The 20,341-nt window shown below is 60.8% G+C and carries 17 protein-coding genes; 11 read left to right on the top strand and 6 right to left on the bottom strand.

Annotated elements, in window-relative coordinates; translation table 11 throughout:
* The first annotated feature begins 27 nt into the window (after nt 1-27).
* Both BLU71_RS11155 and BLU71_RS11160 read left to right on the top strand, forming a co-directional pair.
* Nucleotides 28-258, top strand: coding sequence for a hypothetical protein (locus BLU71_RS11155; protein WP_042609555.1), 231 nt, complete (start codon nt 28-30; stop codon nt 256-258).
* Between the two features lie 85 nt (nt 259-343).
* The gene (locus tag BLU71_RS11160; RefSeq protein WP_083353092.1) at nt 344-1,237 is read left to right on the top strand and encodes a LysR family transcriptional regulator; all 894 of its coding nucleotides are present in this window, start codon (nt 344-346) and stop codon (nt 1,235-1,237) included.
* On the opposite strand, the gene BLU71_RS11165 is transcribed toward BLU71_RS11160, so the two are convergent.
* The 4 genes from BLU71_RS11165 to BLU71_RS11180 form a co-directional block, all read right to left on the bottom strand.
* Nucleotides 1,203-1,817 (bottom strand): GNAT family N-acetyltransferase, encoded by a 615-nt coding sequence (locus tag BLU71_RS11165; protein WP_042609553.1) that lies wholly within the window; start codon nt 1,815-1,817, stop codon nt 1,203-1,205. The genes BLU71_RS11160 and BLU71_RS11165 overlap by 35 nt on opposite strands.
* A gap of 309 nt (nt 1,818-2,126) precedes the next feature.
* The gene (gene dnaQ / locus BLU71_RS11170; protein WP_042609552.1) at nt 2,127-2,885 is read right to left on the bottom strand and encodes a DNA polymerase III subunit epsilon; all 759 of its coding nucleotides are present in this window, start codon (nt 2,883-2,885) and stop codon (nt 2,127-2,129) included.
* Between the two features lie 203 nt (nt 2,886-3,088).
* The gene (gene rnhA, locus BLU71_RS11175) at nt 3,089-3,559 is read right to left on the bottom strand and encodes a ribonuclease HI (protein ID WP_073475300.1); all 471 of its coding nucleotides are present in this window, start codon (nt 3,557-3,559) and stop codon (nt 3,089-3,091) included.
* A gap of 90 nt (nt 3,560-3,649) precedes the next feature.
* Nucleotides 3,650-4,408: a class I SAM-dependent methyltransferase gene (locus BLU71_RS11180; protein ID WP_041480625.1), complete on the bottom strand. Its 759-nt coding sequence runs from the start codon at nt 4,406-4,408 to the stop codon at nt 3,650-3,652.
* Between the two features lie 65 nt (nt 4,409-4,473).
* Between BLU71_RS11180 and gloB the strand changes: the two genes are divergently transcribed.
* The 9 genes from gloB (at nt 4,474) to BLU71_RS11230 (ending at nt 18,598) form a co-directional block, all read left to right on the top strand.
* Nucleotides 4,474-5,241: a hydroxyacylglutathione hydrolase gene (gene gloB, locus BLU71_RS11185; protein ID WP_083354333.1), complete on the top strand. Its 768-nt coding sequence runs from the start codon at nt 4,474-4,476 to the stop codon at nt 5,239-5,241.
* Between the two features lie 99 nt (nt 5,242-5,340).
* On the top strand, nt 5,341-6,804 hold the full coding sequence (locus BLU71_RS11190) for a transglycosylase SLT domain-containing protein (RefSeq protein ID WP_041480626.1): 1,464 nt from the start codon (nt 5,341-5,343) through the stop codon (nt 6,802-6,804).
* Nucleotides 6,805-7,130: 326 nt separating this feature from the next.
* On the top strand, nt 7,131-8,963 hold the full coding sequence (locus BLU71_RS11200; RefSeq protein WP_083353094.1) for an extracellular solute-binding protein: 1,833 nt from the start codon (nt 7,131-7,133) through the stop codon (nt 8,961-8,963).
* Nucleotides 8,960-10,801, top strand: coding sequence for an extracellular solute-binding protein (locus tag BLU71_RS11205; protein WP_083353095.1), 1,842 nt, complete (start codon nt 8,960-8,962; stop codon nt 10,799-10,801). The genes BLU71_RS11200 and BLU71_RS11205 overlap by 4 nt, the downstream gene beginning before the upstream one ends.
* A gap of 4 nt (nt 10,802-10,805) precedes the next feature.
* Complete coding sequence (locus tag BLU71_RS11210) at nt 10,806-11,879, top strand: microcin C ABC transporter permease YejB (RefSeq protein ID WP_016774154.1); 1,074 nt, start codon at nt 10,806-10,808, stop codon at nt 11,877-11,879.
* Between the two features lies 1 nt (nt 11,880).
* Nucleotides 11,881-12,900, top strand: a complete 1,020-nt coding sequence (locus BLU71_RS11215) for an ABC transporter permease (RefSeq protein ID WP_042609548.1) — start codon at nt 11,881-11,883, stop codon at nt 12,898-12,900.
* Between the two features lies 1 nt (nt 12,901).
* Nucleotides 12,902-14,512 (top strand): ABC transporter ATP-binding protein, encoded by a 1,611-nt coding sequence (locus BLU71_RS11220; protein WP_083353096.1) that lies wholly within the window; start codon nt 12,902-12,904, stop codon nt 14,510-14,512.
* Nucleotides 14,513-14,531: 19 nt separating this feature from the next.
* Entirely contained in the window at nt 14,532-15,326 is a 795-nt protein-coding gene (gene fabI / locus BLU71_RS11225; protein ID WP_003202751.1) for an enoyl-ACP reductase FabI, read from the top strand.
* Between the two features lie 149 nt (nt 15,327-15,475).
* On the top strand, nt 15,476-18,598 hold the full coding sequence (locus BLU71_RS11230) for a hypothetical protein (RefSeq protein WP_083353097.1): 3,123 nt from the start codon (nt 15,476-15,478) through the stop codon (nt 18,596-18,598).
* 146 nt (nt 18,599-18,744) lie between these two features.
* On the opposite strand, the gene BLU71_RS11235 is transcribed toward BLU71_RS11230, so the two are convergent.
* Together BLU71_RS11235 and BLU71_RS11240 are read right to left on the bottom strand one after the other, a co-directional pair.
* Nucleotides 18,745-19,707, bottom strand: coding sequence for a sensor domain-containing diguanylate cyclase (locus BLU71_RS11235; protein ID WP_064362011.1), 963 nt, complete (start codon nt 19,705-19,707; stop codon nt 18,745-18,747).
* A gap of 54 nt (nt 19,708-19,761) precedes the next feature.
* Nucleotides 19,762-20,340: a hypothetical protein gene (locus BLU71_RS11240; protein ID WP_083353098.1), complete on the bottom strand. Its 579-nt coding sequence runs from the start codon at nt 20,338-20,340 to the stop codon at nt 19,762-19,764.
* Nucleotide 20,341 lies beyond the last annotated feature (1 nt).

Below are 20,341 nucleotides of genomic sequence, written 5' to 3' on the forward strand. Positions count from 1 at the left end.
CGTTTTATCTCCAGAGGTTCTAAGCAGATGGCAGCAGTACTCGTCGGTCAGTTTCATGCAAGAGACGCGGAAGGCCGTGTTTATTCCGTGCATGAATTCCAGGAATCGAACCCGTCTGCAGGCGGATCCACTGGCTCGGAGCCCATTTACAGACTGGCCATTGGCGATCGCGTCAACAAGGTCAGTGACAGCGAGTTTCTCCTGGTTCAATCAGGCATTACCCTGATCCGCGAACCTGAGCCAACCGTCGCTCAATAACCCTGCGTTATGAGCAGAAGTCATGCGTGCAGACTTGGGGTAGGATTCAGCGTCTGACCCCACCTGCTGAACATGGACTTCACGCATGCGTTTACGCCACATCGAAGTGATTCAGGCGCTCTTGCAGACCGGTCACCTGGGCACCGCCGCCGAATGGCTGCAATTGCCCGTGACCGAGGTCGAAGAGCGTTTGCGCGAAGCCGAGAGTCAGCTGGGGTTCATGCTGTTTGCCAGCGTTCGCGGGCGCCTGCAATCGACGCCCGAAGCGCGCGCCCTGCAGGTGGAAATCGCACACGTCTATGAAGCGCTGGAGCCGGTGCAGCGTCTGGCCAGCAGCCTCAAGCAATACCTCGCCCCGCCCTTGCGCATCATTGGCACCCCGCCGCTGGCCCAACAATTACTGCCACAAAGTCTTGCGACCCTGCGCCGACGCTTGCCCGACGCACCTTGCAGCCTCCTCAGCGCGCCGACACGCGACATCGTCCGCAGCCTGTTATTGCGCGAAAGCGATCTGGGCCTGAGCCTGCACGATCCCGAACACCCCGACATCCACTGTCAGCCGCTGGCCCAGGGCAAGCTGCAATTGCTTGCGCCGCACGGCTGGCTGCAACCGAAACAGAAATATATCTCTCTGGCAGACCTGGCCGGTCAGGCCATGGTCGGTCTCGAAGGTCAGGATCCGCTGAGCCCGGCACTGGAAAACAAGCTGCAGGCGTTGCGCCCGGCACCGAGCATTCAGACCCGCGTGCAGACCCATCAGATGATGCGCAGCATGGTCGAGGCCGGCGAAGGTCTGGCCATCGTCGATCCGTTCACCGCTTTGGGCGCTCGCGCCAGTGGGCTGGACGTTTGCCCGCTGTCACCGGCGGTGCTGATCAGCCTCTACGCCCTGACCTTCAAGCACGCCGCGCCGTCAGCGGCGATTCAGTCGCTGCTGGCGATCATCACGGAACAAGCCGAGGCGATGCTGTCGAGCTGAGGGGTTTTTCCAACGGGTTGTCGAACAGGCGATACCAGAACAACGCGACTTCGGCGGTGTGTGGATCGATGCCGCGATAGCGCAGTTGATCGATGCCGCCAATCACGTAACCGCAGCGCTCATACAGCCGACAGGCGCCGAGGTTGTTGTTCTGGGTTTCGAGCATGATGCCCGGCAGCTTTTTCTTGCGACTCCAGAACTGCGCCACATCGAGCAGCGCCTTGGCCACCCCGTGGCGCCGGGCCGGGGCGTGCACCGCCAGTTCATCGATGTGGGCGAAGCCGTTCCAGTTGGTGCTGATCACCAGATGGCCGACCGGCTCGTCGTCCAGATACGCCATGAAAATTGCGCTGTCGGGCGCGTTGTGAAAGGCGCTGAACTCCTCCGGATCGATGCCGTAGCACTTGCGGTACGGCACGATCGGCGTCACCGGCCATTGTGCGACCGGTTTGCCGATCACGGCTGCACCATAGGCGGCGACCTCGAAACTGAAGTCGCTGCCCCAGATATACGGCGCAAAACCTTCGTCGGCGACGCGTACCGACAACCCTGGGTATTTCGGATTCATGACCGGTTGCATACTGGGAAAGGTCCTCATTCCTTGACGCAGCCGACGCTGTCGACCTTGATGTCGCGATGGATGATTGCCAGCGCAAATTTCAACTGTTTGTACATGAGGCTCAGTGTCCTGAGGCGGCAGATCTGCACCCGCCAATGCACTCAGGGTAGAGGGTTGCAGCGAATGTGGCGAGGGTGGCAACTTGGCTTCATGTCGCCAAACGCAAAAAATCGCAGCCTTCCTCGTCTCTCAACTCTGGAATGCAATCCCCGTAGGAGCTGCCGAAGGCTGCGATCTTTTGATCTTCAGTTCTTTTGATTTTTCGATCATTCAGGCCTGCGCATCAGCCTCGGCAATCTGCGTCCACAACGCCGGCGCTCCCGCCGATTTGGCGATGATTTCCAACCGCACCAGATGCGCCGCCAGTTCGTCTTCGGTCGCGCGGATGATGCGCGCTGGCTGGCGATCGACCGGCAGACGGCGGATTTCCGTGGCCGAATTATCCGCGCCCTCACCCGTGCCGTTGCCGTCGGAGGCGTTGCCGGCCAGCGACAGGCTGGTCTGGCCGCCGGTCATGGTCAGGTAGACGTCGGCGAGAATCTCCGAGTCGAGCAAGGCGCCGTGCAGTTCACGGCCGGAGTTGTCGACGCCGTAACGTTTGCACAACGCATCGAGGCTGTTGCGCTGTCCCGGGTGACGTTCCCGGGCCATCATCAGGGTGTCGAGGATCGTGCAGTGCTGGGTGATGTCAGCGCGATCGTGCTGGCCCATCAAGGCGAATTCGTTGTTGATGAAGCCAACGTCGAACGCCGCGTTGTGGATGATCAGCTGCGCGCCTTTGATGAATTCGAAGAACTCGTCGGCGACCTCGGCAAAGCGCGGCTTGCCGACGAGGAATTCATTGGTGATGCCGTGCACACCGATCGCCCCCTCGTCGCTCTCGCGATCCGGCTGCAGATAAACGTGAAAGTGCCGGCCCGTCAGGCGCCGACCGATCAGTTCGACGCAACCGATTTCAATGATCCGGTGACCATCGGTCACCGGCATGCCGGTGGTTTCGGTATCGAGTACAACGGATCTGGTGGCCATCAGTGCTCAGCTCTCAACGGGTCAATCGTGCAAAGGCGCGGATGTTAACACGCTCGGTGGGGTGTTTCAGTCAGACCGTGGCGAGTCCTTCGCGAGCAGGCTCGCTCCCACATTGGAATGTATTCCAATTCAAGGTCTGGAATACATTTCCCTGTGGGAGCGAGCCTGCTCGCGAATGAGGCACCACGGACTATCAGGAAAACTCAGGACTGTTTGTACCCACGAACCTCATCCACGCCACGATTGGCCAACTGGTCCGCCCGCTCGTTACCGTGATGGCCGATGTGCCCGCGCACCCATTTCCAGCTGACTTTGTGGCGGTTGACCTGCTCGTCCAGTTCTTTCCACAGATCGGCGTTCTTCACCGGTTCTTTCGCGGCAGTTTTCCAGCCGCGCTTCTTCCAGTTGGCCATCCACTCGTTGATGCCTTTCATCACGTATTGCGAGTCAGTCACCAGCAGCACTTCGCACGGGCGCTTGAGTGCTTCGAGGCCGCGGATCGCGCCGAGCAGTTCCATGCGGTTGTTGGTGGTGTTGGCCTCGCCGCCCCACAGTTCCTTTTCGACGCCCTTGCACACCAGCAGAGCGCCCCAGCCACCCGGGCCGGGATTGCCCTTGCAGGCGCCGTCGGTGAACAGTTCTACGGTGTCGACGCTTTCCACGCTTTCGCTCATGCCAGTCTTTCCAGAAAAATGCCTGTCCTGCCAATCACGGATCGACAATGACCGCGGCCGGGACAAGCCCGGCCACAAATAAAAGAGGGTTTACGGTTCGATGCGGCGACGGTTGACCTTGGCCATCGGCAGCGGAATCAGCTTGCCCATCGGCTCGCGGCGCTCCTGACGCAACGGCCTGAGCCCCACCACGATCTTGCGCGCTACCAGCAGATAGAAGCCACCGCCGGACAATTGCCAGTCACCGGCCTTGCGTTCCCAGCCGGCCAGACGGTTCTGCCACTTGGGCGACGCGAGCGGCGGACGATAGCATCCGAAGCGGCGTTTCTCCAGCGCGAAGCCCAGCAGATTAAGCCAGTCGGCGACCCGCGACGGCGATATGCAGCGCGCCTTGCGCAGGGCATCGTTGGCGAAGAAATGCCGCAGGCCCCACGTGCTCCAGGGGTTGATGCCGATGATCAGCAGATGCCCGCCCGGACGCACGCTGCTGGCCGCTTCACGCAGCAAGCCGTGGGGCGACAGGCAGAAATCCAGACCGTGCTGCATCACCACCACGTCGGCAGCATGCTCGCTCAACGGCCAGGCCTGCTCTTCGCAGACGATCTCGACCCCGGGCAACGGCGCCCCGAGCCGCACGTTGCGCTGCACTTGCGGCGCAGCGGGCGGGGTTTCGGCGGACGGGCCGTAATGCACCAGATAACCGCCGAAGAACCGGCCGAGCTCGTCATCGAGCATGCGCCGTTCTTCATCCAGCAGAAATTGCCCGAGCGGCCCCGACAGCCATTCGCGGGCGGCGCTGATCAATGCCAGCCAGTCGGGATCGGCCTGAGCGAACGCTTTATCGGTCATGTCATTCTCCAACGCGCCAGGAACTACTAAGATGCGCCAATGTTTTCCGCTTGGCGAATCCGACGATGATACAGATCAGTGCCCTGCCCGCCTTCACCGACAACTACATCTGGTTGTTACAGGATCATCAGACCCAGCGCTGTGCGGTGGTCGATCCGGGCGACGCCGCCCCGGTGCAGGCGTGGCTCGACGCGCATCCGGGCTGGGTGCTCAGCGACATCCTGATTACCCACCATCACCATGATCATGTCGGCGGTGTCGAGCGCCTGAAAGCGGCGACCGGTGCCAAAGTCTACGGCCCGGCCAGCGAACGCATCCCGGCGCGCGACGTAGCGCTGAAAGACAACGACAGCGTCAGCGTGCTCGGCTGGGACTTCGATGTCTATGCGGTGCCCGGCCACACCCTGGGGCACATCGCCTATTACCACCATGGTCTGCTGTTCTGCGGCGACACCCTGTTCGCCGCCGGTTGCGGCCGGCTGTTCGAAGGCACACCCGAGCAGATGTATCACTCGCTCAGCCGTCTCGCGGCCCTGCCGGAAGATACGCTGGTCTACTGCACCCATGAATACACTTTGAGCAATCTCAAATTTGCCGCCGCCGTCGAGCCAGGCAATCCGCACACTGCCGCTCGTCTGGAAAAGGTTACTCAGCAACGGCAGAACGGCGTGATGACGCTGCCGTCGACGCTGGCCCTGGAAAAGCTCACCAATCCGTTTTTACGCACTTCTGAAACATTGGTTACACAAAAAGTGGACGAACGGGAAGGCGCTCAAAACCGGGCGCCGAGCGAGGTGTTTGCAGTGTTGCGAGCCTGGAAAGACACGTTCTGAGCAAGCGGCTGGCGGGCAGGGAAATTCTCAATGGTTGACCGCAGGGGGTGCGCTTTCTAGAATCGCCCGACATTTTTGCCCGGAACTTACTTCCAGCCAATGTCGTCATCCATACGTAAGTCCGTCAATTCAGATGCTTTGACCCGCCTGGCGCAAGCCATCGCGGTGGCTGTGTCCGCCACGCTGGCGGGTTGTTCCAGCCACGCTCCGCAGACTGAAGCGACGCACACGCCGAACATTGCTGCGCGAGCCAAGCAGAAGCCGATCTGGCTGACCGAGAAGCCCACTCCCGTGGCGCCCCAGGACATCTGGGAACGCATGCGCCAGGGCTTCCAGTTGCAGGAAGGCCTCGGCGTCAATCCGCGCATCGAGCAACAACGCCTGTGGTTCGCCAGTAACCCCTCTTTCCTCGAGAATGCCGGCGAACGCGGCAGCCTCTATATTCATTACATCGTCGAACGCCTCGAAGAACGCAACATGCCGCTGGAACTGGCCCTGCTGCCAGTGATCGAGAGCGCCTACAACCCGATGGCCTATTCCCGTGCCGATGCCGTGGGCCTGTGGCAATTCATTCCGTCCACCGGGCGTTACTTCAACCTGCGCCAGACGCGTTTCTACGATGGCCGTCGCGACATCACCGCTTCAACCACAGCGGCGATGGACTACCTGACCCGTCTGCACGACATGTTCAACGGTGACTGGCTGCTGGCTCTGGCGGCCTATAACGCCGGTGAAGGCACGGTCAGCCGGGCGATCGAGCGCAACGAAAAGCTCGGCCTGCCCACCGACTACTGGAACCTGCCGCTGCCAGCGGAAACCCAGGCCTACGTGCCGAAACTGCTGGCACTGTCGCAGGTGGTACTGGCGCCGGAAGCCTACGGCGTCAACCTCAACCCGATCGCCAACGAACCGTACTTCCAGGTCGTCGAAATCAACCAGCGCATGGACCTGTCCAAGGTCGCTGCGGTGGCGAACATCGACGAAGACGAGCTGTTCCAGCTCAACCCGGCCTTCAAACAGCGCACCACCATCGATGGCCCGCAGCATTTGCTGGTGCCGACGTCCAAGGCGCAACTGCTGACCGCGAGTCTGCAGACCATGCGCCCGGACGAGCTGATCAGCCCGCGCTCGCTGAAGCCGGTATTCGAAGGCGCCGATCCGTCTGAAGTGGCGCAACTCAAGCGCGCTTATCGGGTCAAGCGTGGCGACAACCTCGGCTCCATCGCCAAAGCCAACAAGGTCGAGGTGAAGGATCTGCAGCGCTGGAACAAGCTGACCGGCAAGAACCTCAAGGTCGGCCAGACCCTGGTCATGCAGGACAACACCAAGCGTGCCCCGGCGCGCAAGTCCGGTCGGGTAAACACCGTGGTCGCGGCGAATACCAAGACCAAAGGCAAGGACGAGAGCAAGCAGCAGACCCAGTACAAGGTCAAGCGCGGCGACACCCTGTATGTGGTGGCCAAGCGTTTCAACGTCGAGATGCAACATCTCAAGCGCTGGAACCCGGGTGCAGGCAAGGCACTCAAGCCTGGGCAGATGCTCACGGTTTATCAGCCGCACTGACAGAAGAGCCCCTGAGATTTCGGGGGCTTTTTTTTGGATGAAGTTTTGTGGCGCCCTGAAGATCCATCCCCCTCATTTGACCAGAACAACCCCAGCCCTCTCCTCCAAGGGGGCGAGGGGGAAAGGGAGCCGATCTCCAGGCTTTTCAAAATCTGAGTTCGACTCGGTATCGCACGTCGGTGCAATTTGCCCAGACACCACGATCAGTCCCCTCTCCGTCCGGGAGAGGGTTAGGGTGAGGGGCTCTTTAACCCGCATCTTTTTCCTGTCCAGACAAGCTGTTACTGTACGGCCCACAAAGCCCAAGCCGCTGGATCGGATCTGACTTGAAGCGTGCCCTCTCCCTGCTCCTGATCAGCCTGGCCTTGAGCTCTACCGCAAGCGCGACGATTACCGAAAGTCATGGTTATGCGCAGTTCGGCACGCTCAAGTACCCGGCCAGATTTACCCACTTCGACTGGGTCAACCCGCAAGCGCCCAAGGGCGGCACGTTGCGGGTGATGGCGTTCGGCACCTTCGATACGGTCAATCCTTACACCTTCAAGGGCACCAGCCCGGTCACCACAGCGAACTTCCTCCAGTACGGCATCAACGAGCTGAACGAGCCGCTGATGGTCGGCACCGGGCAGTATTCGCCGTCCGGCGACGAGCCGGCGTCGAGCTACGGTTTGATCGCACAATCGGTGGAGTACAGCGAAGATCGCAGCTGGGTCGTCTTCAATCTGCGCCCCGAGGCGCGCTTCCATGACGGCGCGCCGATTACCGCCTACGACGTAGCATTCTCCTATCGCCTGCTGCTCAAGGAAGGCCATCCGCTGTATCGCACGGCGCTGCAGGAAGTGCTGCGGGTCGACATCCTCAACAAGCAGCGCATTCGCTTCGTGTTCAAGCGCTCGGGCAATCCGCTGCTGATCCTGCGCCTGGGCGAATTGCCGGTGCTGCCGCAGCATTACTGGAAAGATCGCGACTTCAAGGCCACCACCTTCGAACCACCGCTGGGCAGCGGGCCGTACCGCATAACTTCGGTCACGCCGGGGCGGCAGTTGATCTTCGAACGGGTCAAGGATTACTGGGGCAAGGACCTGCCGGTCAACCGCGGCAAGTACAATTTCGATCGCATGGAAGTCGAGTTCTACCGCGACAGCGATGTGGCTTTCGAAGCGTTCAAGGCCGGTGAGTTCGACGTCTACATCGAGCATCAGGCGAAGAACTGGCTCAACGGTTACAACTTCCCTGCCGTACGGCGTGGCGAGGTGATCAAGGCGCAGATCCCGCATCAGATCCCGACTCAGACTCAGGGCCTGTTCATGAACACCCGCCGCGCGACGTTCGCCGACGTAAAGGCTCGCGAAGCGCTGGGCCTGATGTTCGACTTCGAGTGGACCAACCGCGCGCTGTTCAGCGACGCCTACAAGCGCGCCACCAGTTACTACCCCAACAGCGAATTCACCGCCTCGGGCCTGCCGGTCGGGCACGAATGGCTGATGCTCAAGCCGTACAAGGACCAGCTCCCGGCAAGGCTGTTCACCGAGCCATTCACCCTGCCGCAAACCGACGGTCGGGGCGTTCCCCGGGAAACCATGCGCAAGGCATTGGCATTGCTCGCGGACGCCGGCTGGAAGCTCAACGGTCAGCGCTTGCAGAACGCCCAAGGCCAACCGCTGCGCTTCGAACTGCTGCTGGTCAATCCGAGCCTGGAGCGTCTCTACCAGCCGTATATCGAGAACCTCAACAGCATCGGCATCGACGCGCGCCTGCGCACCGTCGATCGCGCGCAGTACAAACAGCGCCTCGATCAATTCGATTTCGACATGATCTCGATGACACTGGGCCAGACCTTGAGCCCGGGCCTCGAGCAGTGGCAGTACTTCCACTCCAGCCAGGTGAACGTCAAGGGCAGCAAGAATTACGCGGGCATCGCCAATCCGGTGGTCGATCATCTGCTTGAACAATTGCTCGCCGCACGCACCCGCGACGAGCAGGTCGCCGCCGGCAAGGCGCTCGACCGCGTGCTGCTCTGGCAGCACTACAGCATTCCCAACTGGTACCTCAATTATCACCGTCTGGCCTACCGCAACCGGTTGGCCTTTGTCACCACGCCGCCCTACACCCTGGGCCTGAGCGCGTGGTGGCTGAAGTCTTCGGAGAAAGATCGATGAACCCTGTTCGCACCCTGCTCGTGCAGGCCTGCGGCTTGCTGTTCGCCGGGCTGGCCTGTGCTGCCCCGCAACACGCCGTGACCCTGTACAACGAGCCGCCGAAATACCCGGCCGACTTCAAGCACTTCGACTACGTGAACCCCGATGCGCCCAAGGGCGGCGTGTTTCGTCAGGCCGGTTTCGGCGGCTTCGACAGCCTCAACCCGTTCATCAACAAAGGCGTGCCCGCCGATGACATCGGGCAGATCTACGACACCCTGACCAAACACAGCCTCGACGAGCCGTTCACCGAATACGGCCTGATCGCCAGCAAGATCGAGAAAGCCGACGACAACAGCTGGGTGCGTTTCTATCTGCGCCCGGAAGCGCGTTTCCACGACGGCCACCCGGTGCGCGCCGAAGACGTGGTGTTCAGCTTCGAGACGCTGACCAAGGAAGGCTCGCCGATGTTTCGCGGCTATTACAACGACGTCGCCGAAGCCATCGTCGAAGACCCGTTGAAAGTGCTGTTCAAGTTCAAACACAGCAACAACCGCGAACTGCCGCTGATCCTCGGCCAATTGCCGGTCCTGCCGAAACACTGGTGGGCCAGTCGCGACTTCAACAAGGGCAATCTGGAAATCCCGCTGGGCAGCGGCCCGTACAAGGTCACCCAAGTGAAGGCCGGACGCTCGGTACGTTACGAGCGGGTCAAGGACTACTGGGGCAAGGACCTGCCGGTCAACCGTGGCTTCTACAACTTCGACACGATGACCACCGACTATTACCGCGACAACACCGTCGCCCTCGAAGCACTGAAGGCCGGGCAGTTCGATTACTGGCTGGAGATGACCGCGAAGAACTGGGCCAGCGCCTATAACGTTCCGGCGGTCACCGAGGGCCGTTTGATCAAGGAACTGATCCCCAACAGCAACCCGACCGGCATGCAGGGCTTCGTCTTCAACCTGCGCCGCCCGCTGTTCCAGGATGTGCGCGTGCGTCAGGCGCTCGGGCTGCTGTTCGACTTCGAATGGACCAACAAGCAACTGTTCAACGGCGCCTACGTGCGCACCCGCAGTTATTTCGAAAACTCTGAAATGGCCGCCACCGGTCTGCCCGATGCTGATCAGCGGGCCATCCTCGAACCGTTCCGCAGCAAACTGCCGGCCCAGGTGTTCAGCGAAGCCTTTGAAAATCCGCAGACCGACGCCAGCGGCATGATCCGCACCCAGCAGCGCGAGGCGTATCAACTGCTGCAAGAGGCGGGCTGGAAGATCGTTGACGACAAAATGGTCGACGCCACCGGCAAACCGGTGGTGATCGAATTCCTCCTCGCCCAGACCGAGTTCGAACGGGTGCTGCTGCCGTTCAAGCGCAACCTCAGCGACCTCGGCATCGATCTGGTGATACGCCGCGTCGACGTCTCGCAGTACATCAACCGCGTGCGTTCGCGGGATTTCGACATGATGGTCGGCAGCTTTCCGCAGTCCAACTCGCCGGGCAACGAACAGCGCGAGTACTGGATGAGCGCCGCCGCCGACAAACCGAGCAGCCGCAACAGCATGGGCCTGAAGGATGCGACCGTTGACCAACTGGTGGAAAGCCTGATCAACGCCGACTCGCGCAAAAGCCTGGTGGCCCACGCCCGCGCGCTGGATCGCGTACTGCAATGGGGCTACTACGTGGTGCCGAACTGGCACATCAAGAGCTGGCGCGTGGCCTACTGGAACCACATCGGCCACCCGAAAACCTCGCCCAAGTACGACATCGGCATCAACACCTGGTGGGTCAAGCCTGACGCCAAACCGGCCGTAGAAGTCGAAACCCAACTGCAAGCCGACCCTGCGGGCACGGAGTAATCAGATGCTGGCGTATATCTTTCGGCGACTGCTGCTGATCATTCCGACCCTGTTCGGCATCCTGCTGATCAACTTCGTGATCATCCAGGCCGCGCCCGGCGGGCCGGTCGAGCAGATGATCGCCAAGCTCGAAGGCTTCGAAGGCGCTACCAGCCGGATTGCCGGCGGCGGTGCCGAGGTGGCCGTGGCCGGCTCGTCCTATCGTGGCGCGCAAGGGCTGGACCCGGCGCTGATCAAGGAAATCGAGCACATGTACGGGTTCGACAAGTCGGCCCCGGAACGCTTGTGGATCATGGTCAAGAACTACGCGCAGCTGGATTTCGGCGACAGTTTCTTCCGCGACGCCAAGGTCATCGACCTGATCAAGGAAAAGATGCCGGTGTCGATCTCGCTGGGGCTGTGGAGCACGCTGATCATGTACCTGGTGTCGATTCCGCTGGGCATCGCCAAGGCCACGCGGCACGGCAGCCACTTCGACGTCTGGACCAGTTCGGCGATCATCGTCGGCTATGCGATCCCGGCGTTTCTGTTTGCGATCCTGCTGATCGTGGTGTTTGCCGGCGGCAGTTATCTCGACTGGTTCCCCCTGCGCGGCCTGACCTCGAACAACTTCGATGAGCTGAGCCTGGGTGGCAAGATCCTCGATTATTTCTGGCACCTGGCATTGCCGGTAACCGCGCTGGTGATCGGCAACTTCGCGACCATGACCCTGCTGACCAAAAACAGCTTCCTCGATGAAATCAACAAACAGTACGTGGTCACCGCCAAGGCCAAGGGCCTGACTCGCCATCGCGTGCTCTACGGCCACGTGTTCCGCAACGCCATGCTGTTGGTGATTGCCGGTTTCCCGTCGGCGTTCATCGGCATCTTCTTCACCGGCTCCCTGCTGGTGGAAGTGATTTTCTCCCTCGACGGCCTCGGCCTGATGAGTTTCGAAGCGGCGATCAACCGTGATTACCCGGTGGTGTTCGGCACGCTGTTCATCTTCACCCTGCTCGGGCTGGTGGTGAAACTGATCGGCGACCTGACCTACACCTTTGTCGATCCGCGCATCGACTTCGCAAGCCGGGAGCATTGAGATGAACCTGTCCCCTCTCAACCGTCGGCGCTTCGAACTGTTCAAGGCCAACAAGCGTGGCTGGTGGTCGCTGTGGCTGTTTCTGATCCTGTTCGGCCTGAGTCTGGGCGCCGAGCTGATTGCCAACGACAAACCGCTGGTCGTGCATTACGACAACAACTGGTACTTCCCGGCGATCAAGCGCTACCCGGAAACCGCCTTCGGTGGCGAATTCCCGCTGGAGGCCAACTACAAGAGCCCGTACATCCGTGAGCTGCTCAAGGCCAGGGACGCGTGGATTCTGTGGGCACCGATCCCCTACAGCTACCAGAGCATCAACTACGACCTGAAAGTCCCGGCGCCGGCGCCGCCCTCTGCGGACAACCTGCTGGGCACCGACGATCAGGGCCGCGACGTGTTGGCGCGGGTGATCTACGGTTTCCGCATTTCCGTGCTGTTTGCGCTGACGTTGACCGTGCTGAGCTCGATCATCGGCGTGATTGCCGGGGCACTGCAGGGGTTTTATGGCGGCTGGGTGGATCTGGCCGGGCAGCGTTTTCTGGAGATCTGGTCGGGTTTGCCGGTGCTGTATCTGCTGATCATTCTCGCCAGTTTCGTCCAGCCGAATTTCTGGTGGCTGCTGGGGATCATGCTGCTGTTCTCGTGGATGAGCCTGGTCGACGTGGTGCGCGCCGAGTTCCTGCGCGGGCGCAATCTGGAGTACGTGCGCGCCGCGCGGGCGCTGGGCATGCAGAACGGCGCGATCATGTTCCGCCACATCCTGCCCAACGCCATGGTCTCGACCATGACCTTCATGCCGTTCATTCTCACCGGCGCTATCGGCACCCTCACCGCGCTGGATTTCCTCGGTTTCGGCTTGCCGGCGGGCAGCCCGTCGCTGGGCGAACTGGTCGCCCAGGGCAAATCCAACCTGCAGGCGCCGTGGCTGGGCATGAGCGCGTTTGCCGTGCTGGCATTGATGTTGAGTTTGCTGGTGTTCATCGGCGAGTCCGCTCGCGATGCTTTCGACCCGAGGAAGTGAAATGAATCAGGACAATCTGATCGAAGTGCGCGACCTCGCCGTCGAATTCGGTTTCGGCGAGCGGGTGCATCGTGTGGTCGAGGGCGTGAGCTTCGACATCAAGCGTGGCGAAACCCTGGCGCTGGTCGGCGAATCGGGCTCGGGCAAATCGGTGACCGCACACTCGATCCTGCGCCTGCTGCCCTACCCCATGGCGCGGCATCCGGCCGGCAGCATCAACTATGCAGGGCAGAATCTGCTGGATCTGAGCGAAAAGACCATCCGCCACATTCGTGGCAACCGCATCGCGATGATTTTTCAGGAACCGATGACCTCGCTGAATCCGCTGCACTCGATCGAGAAGCAGATCAACGAGATTCTCGGCATTCACAAGGGCCTGGGCGGCAAAGTTGCGACCAGACGCACCCTTGAGCTGCTGGAAATGGTCGGCATTCCCGAGCCGCACAAGCGCCTCAAGGCCCTGCCCCATGAATTGTCCGGCGGCCAGCGCCAGCGCGTGATGATCGCCATGGCCCTGGCCAATGAGCCGGAATTGCTGATTGCCGACGAACCGACCACCGCGCTGGACGTGACCGTTCAGCTGAAAATCCTCGATTTGCTCAAGGATCTTCAGGCTCGATTGGGCATGTCGCTGCTCCTGATCAGTCACGATTTGAATCTGGTGCGAAGAATTGCGCATCGCGTATGTGTCATGCAGCGCGGTTGCATCGTCGAACAGGCATCGTGCGCAGAGCTGTTCCGTTCGCCGCAGCATCCGTACACTCGGGAACTGCTCGGCGCGGAGCCCAGCGGCGGCCCGGCAACCAATGCAATCGGTGCGCCGCTGCTCGAAGTCGAGGACCTGAAAGTCTGGTTCCCGATCAAGAAAGGCCTGCTCAAGCGCACGGTGGATTACGTCAAGGCAGTGGACGGCATCAATTTCAGCCTGCCTCAGGGTCAGACCCTGGGGATTGTCGGCGAAAGCGGTTCCGGCAAATCCACCCTCGGCCTGGCAATTTTGCGCCTGATCGGCAGCCAGGGCGCGATCCGCTTTGAAGGCAAGCAGCTAGACTGCCTGACGCAAAGCGAGGTTCGTCCGCTGCGCCGGGAAATGCAGGTGGTGTTTCAGGACCCGTTTGGCAGCCTGAGCCCGCGCATGTGCGTCAATGACATCGTTGGCGAAGGCCTGCGGATACACAAGATGGGCACCGCCGCCGAACAGGAAGCGGCGATCATCGCGGCATTGAAGGAGGTAGGTCTGGATCCGGAAACCCGGCACCGCTACCCCCACGAATTCTCCGGTGGGCAACGGCAGCGAATCGCCATTGCCCGGGCTTTGGTGCTGAAACCGGCGCTGATCCTGCTGGACGAGCCGACTTCGGCGCTCGACCGGACGGTGCAGCGGCAAGTGGTGGAGCTGTTGCGTTCACTGCAAGCCAAGTACAACCTGACGTATTTGTTCATCAGCCATGATCTGGCTGTCGTCAAAGCGCTGAGCCACCAGCTGATGGTGGTCAAGCATGGCCAAGTGGTCGAACAGGGAGACGCGCAAAGTATCTTTGCCGCCCCCCGACATCCGTATACACAGCAGTTGCTGGAAGCCGCTTTTCTGGCACCAGCCACTGCGCAATAACCTGAAAGAGGAGCAACACATGGGTTTTCTCGCCGGTAAGCGCGTACTGATCGTCGGTGTCGCCAGCAAGCTGTCCATCGCATCCGGCATCGCTGCCGCCATGCATCGCGAGGGCGCTGAGCTTGCCTTCACTTATCAGAACGACAAACTCAAGGGTCGCGTCGAAGAATTCGCACAAGGCTGGGGTTCGAGCCCTGAGCTGTGCTTCCCGTGCGACGTGGCCAGCGATGAAGAAATCGCCAAGGTCTTCGAAGAACTGAGCAAGAAGTGGGACGGCCTGGACTGCATCGTGCATTCCGTCGGCTTCGCACCGGGCGACCAACTGGACGGCGACTTCACCGAAGCCACCACCCGTGAAGGTTTCCGGATCGCTCACGACATCAGCGCCTACAGCTTCGTGGCGCTGGCCAAGGCCGGTCGCGAAATGATGAAAGGCCGCAACGGCAGCCTGCTGACCCTGTCGTACCTGGGCGCCGAGCGCACCATGCCGAACTACAACGTGATGGGCATGGCCAAGGCTTCGCTGGAAGCCGGCGTCCGTTACCTGGCCGGTTCCCTGGGCCCGGACGGCACCCGCGTCAACTGCGTGTCGGCTGGCCCGATTCGCACCCTGGCCGCTTCCGGCATCAAGAACTTCCGCAAGATGCTGGCCGCCAACGAAGCGCAGACTCCGCTGCGCCGCAACGTCACCATCGAAGAAGTCGGCAACGCCGGCGCCTTCCTGTGCTCCGACCTGGCGTCGGGCATCAGCGGTGAAATCATGTACGTCGACGGCGGTTTCAACACCACCGCCATGGGCAACATCGAAGAGTGATCTTCGTGTAGTCAGGAAAAACCCGCCGCATCCGGCGGGTTTTTTTATGCCTGCGGAAAAACTCATCGCACTACATATGTACCGCCAGCCACCGCGCCCCTCCTTCGATACTCGTCGCTTGATGCTTATCAACCGCCTGGGAGGCGCAGATGAACGACACACCGGTACATGTACAGACGCTGATCCAGAACCTTATTGCCGAGTTGACTGAAGTCCCGGTGGTCACGCCCGAGACCCCGTCGCGCACCCTCGAAGTCCCCCGGGGCTGCCTGCTGCGCGAATGGATGGAGCTGTACTGGACAGCCCTCGAACGCCCGGAATTTCTCGACTGGGCCAGCCGTTTCCACATCGATCTGGATACGCTGCGTCTGAAGGGCGACACACTGCAGGCGAGCACACAATCGAACGGCGCCACCCGCGTGCGTACATTCACCCTGGACGATGATTCCGGCTGGTGGCAAATGGCGCCCTTGCTGCTGTCGATCTCACAGCGCATCGATTCGTCAGGCCTGGGCCTGCCTTACATAGGTGGCAAGTCTGCCAACCCGCTCTACCGATTCCCTCGTGAAGTGGTCCTGGCGTTTTACGGCTATCCGGAACCGCAGAACCAGGCGCAGGCAAAAGTGATCGTCGCCGAGTTGAAGACCCGTGGCTTGCCCGCAATGGATGAGCAAGGCCTTACCACCTCAGCGGTTGTCAGCGAACGCAACGGGCAACTGGAGGATTTCCAGCGCATCGCGACGAAAATCGATGAGGTGGTAACCGACAGCGATCCGTTCGAGCAACGAGGTCTTGCCGATGCGCTGGTATCGCTCAAGTCCTCCTCCGCTTCCTCTACCTCCGCCGGTGCGGCGCTCAAAATCGGCGAGCTGTTGACGCGCTATGGCATGCCAGTTCCGGAGAATGCGGCCGACGCCCGGTCACTGGCGCAGGATTTGCGCCGGCACACATGGCCCGCGTTGCCCTATGTCAGTGATTATGTGCAGACCGGCGACCCCATTCGCAGCTATCGCGAAAGTTTTGCCGATCTCGAAGACGGCAGGCATATCGTTCGGCGCCTGATAGCGCTGAGCTGGAACAAGGCACCCACGGCCCGAATCGATTACGAGGAATTCAGCGAGCCCCATCCGGACTCTGCGCTGGCAGAGTGGATTGCGCTCGGCCAGCGTGGATTGCAGGTCTTGAGTGCCAACCCTGATTTTCAGACCATCCTGCGGCAGCAAGGCCTGCCCATCGACAGTCCACTGCTCTTGAGCGAATCCGGTCACGTCGGCACGGCCAGCCCGCAAGGCTGGGTAACGCTCACCGCACAGGTGGAAAAGCACTCGGATCTGAAACTCTATCGCGACCAGCTCAAAGCCAAGGCAAGCAAAGCTGGCGGGGTCTTGCGCTCGGACGGCAACGTCACGCTCGAGCAGATGCTGCGCTTCTACGATCTCCCTTTGCCGAAAACTGTCGAGCAAGCCCTCGCCCTGGCGAAATGGTACAGAGTCAATCTGCACATGAGTCCCGGGCTTATGAACCACTGGTACCTGTTAGGTCAGCCCTGGACTCAAACGGAGCGGTTCACGGCGCAACAACGTCAAAGCATCATCGACACCACGCAATCTTATCTGCCCGAGGGCTCGCCGCCGTTGATCGATTACCTCAGTGAGGGAATCGACACCGATCTGCCGCTCAATACGCTCAAGGCAAAAGCCGACTACTTGATCGGTTGCATCCTGATCACGCCACGCGCCCGGACGCTGGGCAATCAATTAGTAAAGAGTTTGGGGGCAGCGGCGCACAAGAAACGCCTTCTGGCCACCAACCGCGACCGTCTGTTGCTCGCAGCATTGATTCTCAGCCTGGAGCCGAGCGCCGGCGAGGACTTGAACCGAATCGTCGCCCAGCGTCTGGAAGGCCATGATTTCTGGGGCGACAGTTATGAGGAAGTGCGCCGGTTCATCGATCGCCAGCCCCAACTCGTCGGGGTCAAGAACAAGACACTGGCGACCCACCTGTTACTGTCCGGGATAGCGCCGGAGTTTCTCATACGTGACATTCCGGGGTCACTTTCTTACATGAGTTGTCTGGAGTGGGTAAGGTTCAAGCAAGTCGTGCTGTATATCGAAAGCCGCCTGCCGGGCGTGGCACGCTTGATGACCTACGAGCAACTGAGCCAACTGACGAAAGGCCCGGCACCGGCGGACTTCTACACGTTTCTGCGCGAGGACTCCTGTGCCTCGGTCGTTGTCGACTGGGCGGTCGCAAGAGGTGCGATCCAGCGTGATGAGGAATGCGCAGTGACCGTTTATGACAGCGCGACGCTGAAGCAGGCCGATGTGGTCTTTCGCAATCACAATCGTCTGCTATCGGGTTTTTATCGCCGGGCCTTCCTGTCGACAGCGCCTACGCCCGCCACTATTGCCCTGACGGATCTGCGCAAGGCCTTCGCTGATAACCCACACCTGACCGCGAAGGTGCTGTTCGTGCCTGCCTTGAACGCTGAAACATCGGTAACGCATTACTCCCTGAGCGATCTGCATATCGCCGGCAAGCTGACAGGCGACATGCAGGGATGGCAATCGAGCAATAAGCAGCTGCAATTGGCGCCCATGATTGCGTCGTTGCCCAGGCTGCACAACGTAGCCAGCTTCTTCCATGCGGCACTGACTGCGCGCTTGAAGCAAATGAAGGATGCGCATAGCGCGTTTCTGAAGGAGGCGTTCTGTCGTTTACCGTTCGCGCAACGAGTCGACATCGAGGACCACGAGCTGGAATTGCTTGCCGTGCGGCCGGTATCGGCTGCCACGGACAAGCCTGATGTCGCCAAAACCGCAGCGTTCGGCGTGCTGGCGCTGCTGCATGGCCGGCCTGCCAGGGTATTCGAGATCTTCACCTGCAGGGATGAAGTGGTGTTGCGCCGTGATATTGATATCAGCCTGCTCAAGCCATCGCTGGCAAAAGAAGCGGCGAAATCGCTGCCCCTCGATGCCGAAGCCTACCGACACGGTACCCTGCCCCGCGCAAATGCCACCTGCAAAGCATTTCTCACCCGCCTCGATATCCAAGGCGCACCGCTGGAGGAACAACCACGCACCGCAGTGCCCGATACGTTTTCGTCGAACAAGGTCGACGCCATCGCCAGGACGGCAGTACGTCACCTGTTCGAAGCTTATGAAGCGAAAGCCTTGCAAGAGGCGCTCGTTGCACCTGATCTCAAGGATGCTGAAGCCTGCCACGAGAAATGGCTGGGGTTTTATCAGAAGCTGAGCCCACCGAAAAGCTGAGTCCTGGCGGGCATTGCGGAAACTCAACACCAGCAAATCCTGTAGGAGTGAGCCCGCTCGCGATAGCGTTCTGTCTGTGACTGCAACGCTGCCTGACACACCGCTATCGCGATCAGGTTCACTCCGACAGATGAATTGCGCCCGCGCTAACAGCCTTTCAACGCCTGCTTGTGCGCATACATCGCGCCATCCGCATCGGCCAGCAGCCGGTCCACGGTTTCGTGTCGCGCGGGATCGTATTCGATCTGGCCGACGCTGAAGCGAATCGCATAACCGCGGTGCAGCGTGGCGTTGCGCTCTTCAAGGATTTCCTTGAGCCGCGCCATGATACGCGTGGTTTCGACGTGACTCGATCCGGTCAGCAACGCGACGAACTCATCGCCACCCAGGCGCCCGACCACATCGCTTTCGCGAAAGGCAATGCGCAACACATCGGCGAAGGTTTTCAGCGCGCTGTCGCCTTCGGCATGGCCATACAGGTCATTGATCTGCTTGAAGTCATTCAGGTCGAAAAACAGCAGCGTCGCCGGCCGGTTCAGACGCACACAGGCATCCAGCGCATGCTGGGCCAGTTGCTTGAAACCGCGGCGATTGGACAGCAACGTCAACTCATCCATGCTCGCCATTTGCACCGCCGTCAGCTCTTGCTCGGCCATCTCCGCGAGGTCGCGCAACAAGGCGCGCTCCTCGTCGTCGAGGTTGCGGGGTTTGGTATCGATCAGGCACAACGTGCCCAACTTGTTGCCGTCCGGCACGGTCAGCGGATAACCGGCGTAAAAGCGAATATTCGGGGCGCCGGTGACCAGCGGATTGTCATGAAAACGCAGATCTTCCCGCGCATCGGGCACCAGCATCAGTTCGTTCTGCAAAATCGCATGGCCGCAGAACGAGACATCGCGCGACGTCTCGCTGACATCCAGCCCCACACAGGACTTGAACCACTGGCGATCCTTGTCGATCAGCGTGACCAGAGCAATCGGCACATTGAACAAGCGCTTGGCCAGACGCGTCAGGCGATCGAAACGCTCTTCAGGCGCCGCGTCGAGGTTGAGGCCGTGCAGCGCGTCGATCCGTGCAGCTTCATTGGCAGGTTTTCCGGGCACCAGCATGCGCACACTCCGTAGACAGACTTGCCCTCAGCGTAGCGCTAAATCGCTGAGGCTTCACATTTGCGCCACCGGACACGGTCCGCCGGCATCGGCCCAGAGCTTGAATTGCTCGACGAAAATATCGTGCGGCACCGGCACCGGTGCGCGCCCTGCTCCGGGATTCCAGCCCCAGAGCACCAGTTTGTCTTCGCTGACGTGTTTTAACAGGGCGGCGAAATCGCGATCGCCGTTGCTCGCGCGGTCCTTGATCATCGCGCAGAGCTTGTCCGAGGGCAGGCCAATCCAGGCCATTTTGTGTGCCGCCGGTGGCAGGCTCCAGTGCGGCGCGCCTGGCGGTGCATGGGGGCCGTAACTGGCCGGCGGATTGCTTTCGGCATGGCAGGTGGCGCAAGGCAAACCGGCGGCGCCCTTGCCGTCCATGCCGCGCACCACATTCATCGCGTGAGGGAGACCGGCGTCGAACTGCAACGGCGAATCGCCGGGAATGTGACAGTTCTGGCAGCGCGGGCTCTGGAAGACTTTCTGCACCGTGCCGAACGCTTTCAATGCCTGCTGATCCTCGGCAAACAGGTCCGAGGCGTAGCCACCAAGGCCCAGTAAAACGACGGTGCCCAACACCAGATGTCGTTTCATC

Origin of the sequence: Pseudomonas moraviensis (assembly GCF_900105805.1) — a bacterium.
Taxonomy (GTDB): domain Bacteria; phylum Pseudomonadota; class Gammaproteobacteria; order Pseudomonadales; family Pseudomonadaceae; genus Aquipseudomonas; species Aquipseudomonas moraviensis_A.

Bases quoted from the DNA above. Each gene is read 5' to 3' on its own strand.
- BLU71_RS11155 (WP_042609555.1), top strand. From the start codon at position 28: ATGGCAGCAGTACTCGTCGGTCAGTTTCATGCAAGAGACGCGGAAGGC.
- BLU71_RS11160 (WP_083353092.1), top strand. From the start codon at position 344: ATGCGTTTACGCCACATCGAAGTGATTCAGGCGCTCTTGCAGACCGGT.
- BLU71_RS11165 (WP_042609553.1), bottom strand. From the start codon at position 1,817: ATGCAACCGGTCATGAATCCGAAATACCCAGGGTTGTCGGTACGCGTC.
- dnaQ (WP_042609552.1), bottom strand. From the start codon at position 2,885: ATGGCCACCAGATCCGTTGTACTCGATACCGAAACCACCGGCATGCCG.
- rnhA (WP_073475300.1), bottom strand. From the start codon at position 3,559: ATGAGCGAAAGCGTGGAAAGCGTCGACACCGTAGAACTGTTCACCGAC.
- BLU71_RS11180 (WP_041480625.1), bottom strand. From the start codon at position 4,408: ATGACCGATAAAGCGTTCGCTCAGGCCGATCCCGACTGGCTGGCATTG.
- gloB (WP_083354333.1), top strand. From the start codon at position 4,474: ATGATACAGATCAGTGCCCTGCCCGCCTTCACCGACAACTACATCTGG.
- BLU71_RS11190 (WP_041480626.1), top strand. From the start codon at position 5,341: ATGTCGTCATCCATACGTAAGTCCGTCAATTCAGATGCTTTGACCCGC.
- BLU71_RS11205 (WP_083353095.1), top strand. From the start codon at position 8,960: ATGAACCCTGTTCGCACCCTGCTCGTGCAGGCCTGCGGCTTGCTGTTC.
- BLU71_RS11210 (WP_016774154.1), top strand. From the start codon at position 10,806: ATGCTGGCGTATATCTTTCGGCGACTGCTGCTGATCATTCCGACCCTG.
- BLU71_RS11215 (WP_042609548.1), top strand. From the start codon at position 11,881: ATGAACCTGTCCCCTCTCAACCGTCGGCGCTTCGAACTGTTCAAGGCC.
- BLU71_RS11220 (WP_083353096.1), top strand. From the start codon at position 12,902: ATGAATCAGGACAATCTGATCGAAGTGCGCGACCTCGCCGTCGAATTC.
- fabI (WP_003202751.1), top strand. From the start codon at position 14,532: ATGGGTTTTCTCGCCGGTAAGCGCGTACTGATCGTCGGTGTCGCCAGC.
- BLU71_RS11230 (WP_083353097.1), top strand. From the start codon at position 15,476: ATGAACGACACACCGGTACATGTACAGACGCTGATCCAGAACCTTATT.
- BLU71_RS11235 (WP_064362011.1), bottom strand. From the start codon at position 19,707: ATGCTGGTGCCCGGAAAACCTGCCAATGAAGCTGCACGGATCGACGCG.
- BLU71_RS11240 (WP_083353098.1), bottom strand. From the start codon at position 20,340: ATGAAACGACATCTGGTGTTGGGCACCGTCGTTTTACTGGGCCTTGGT.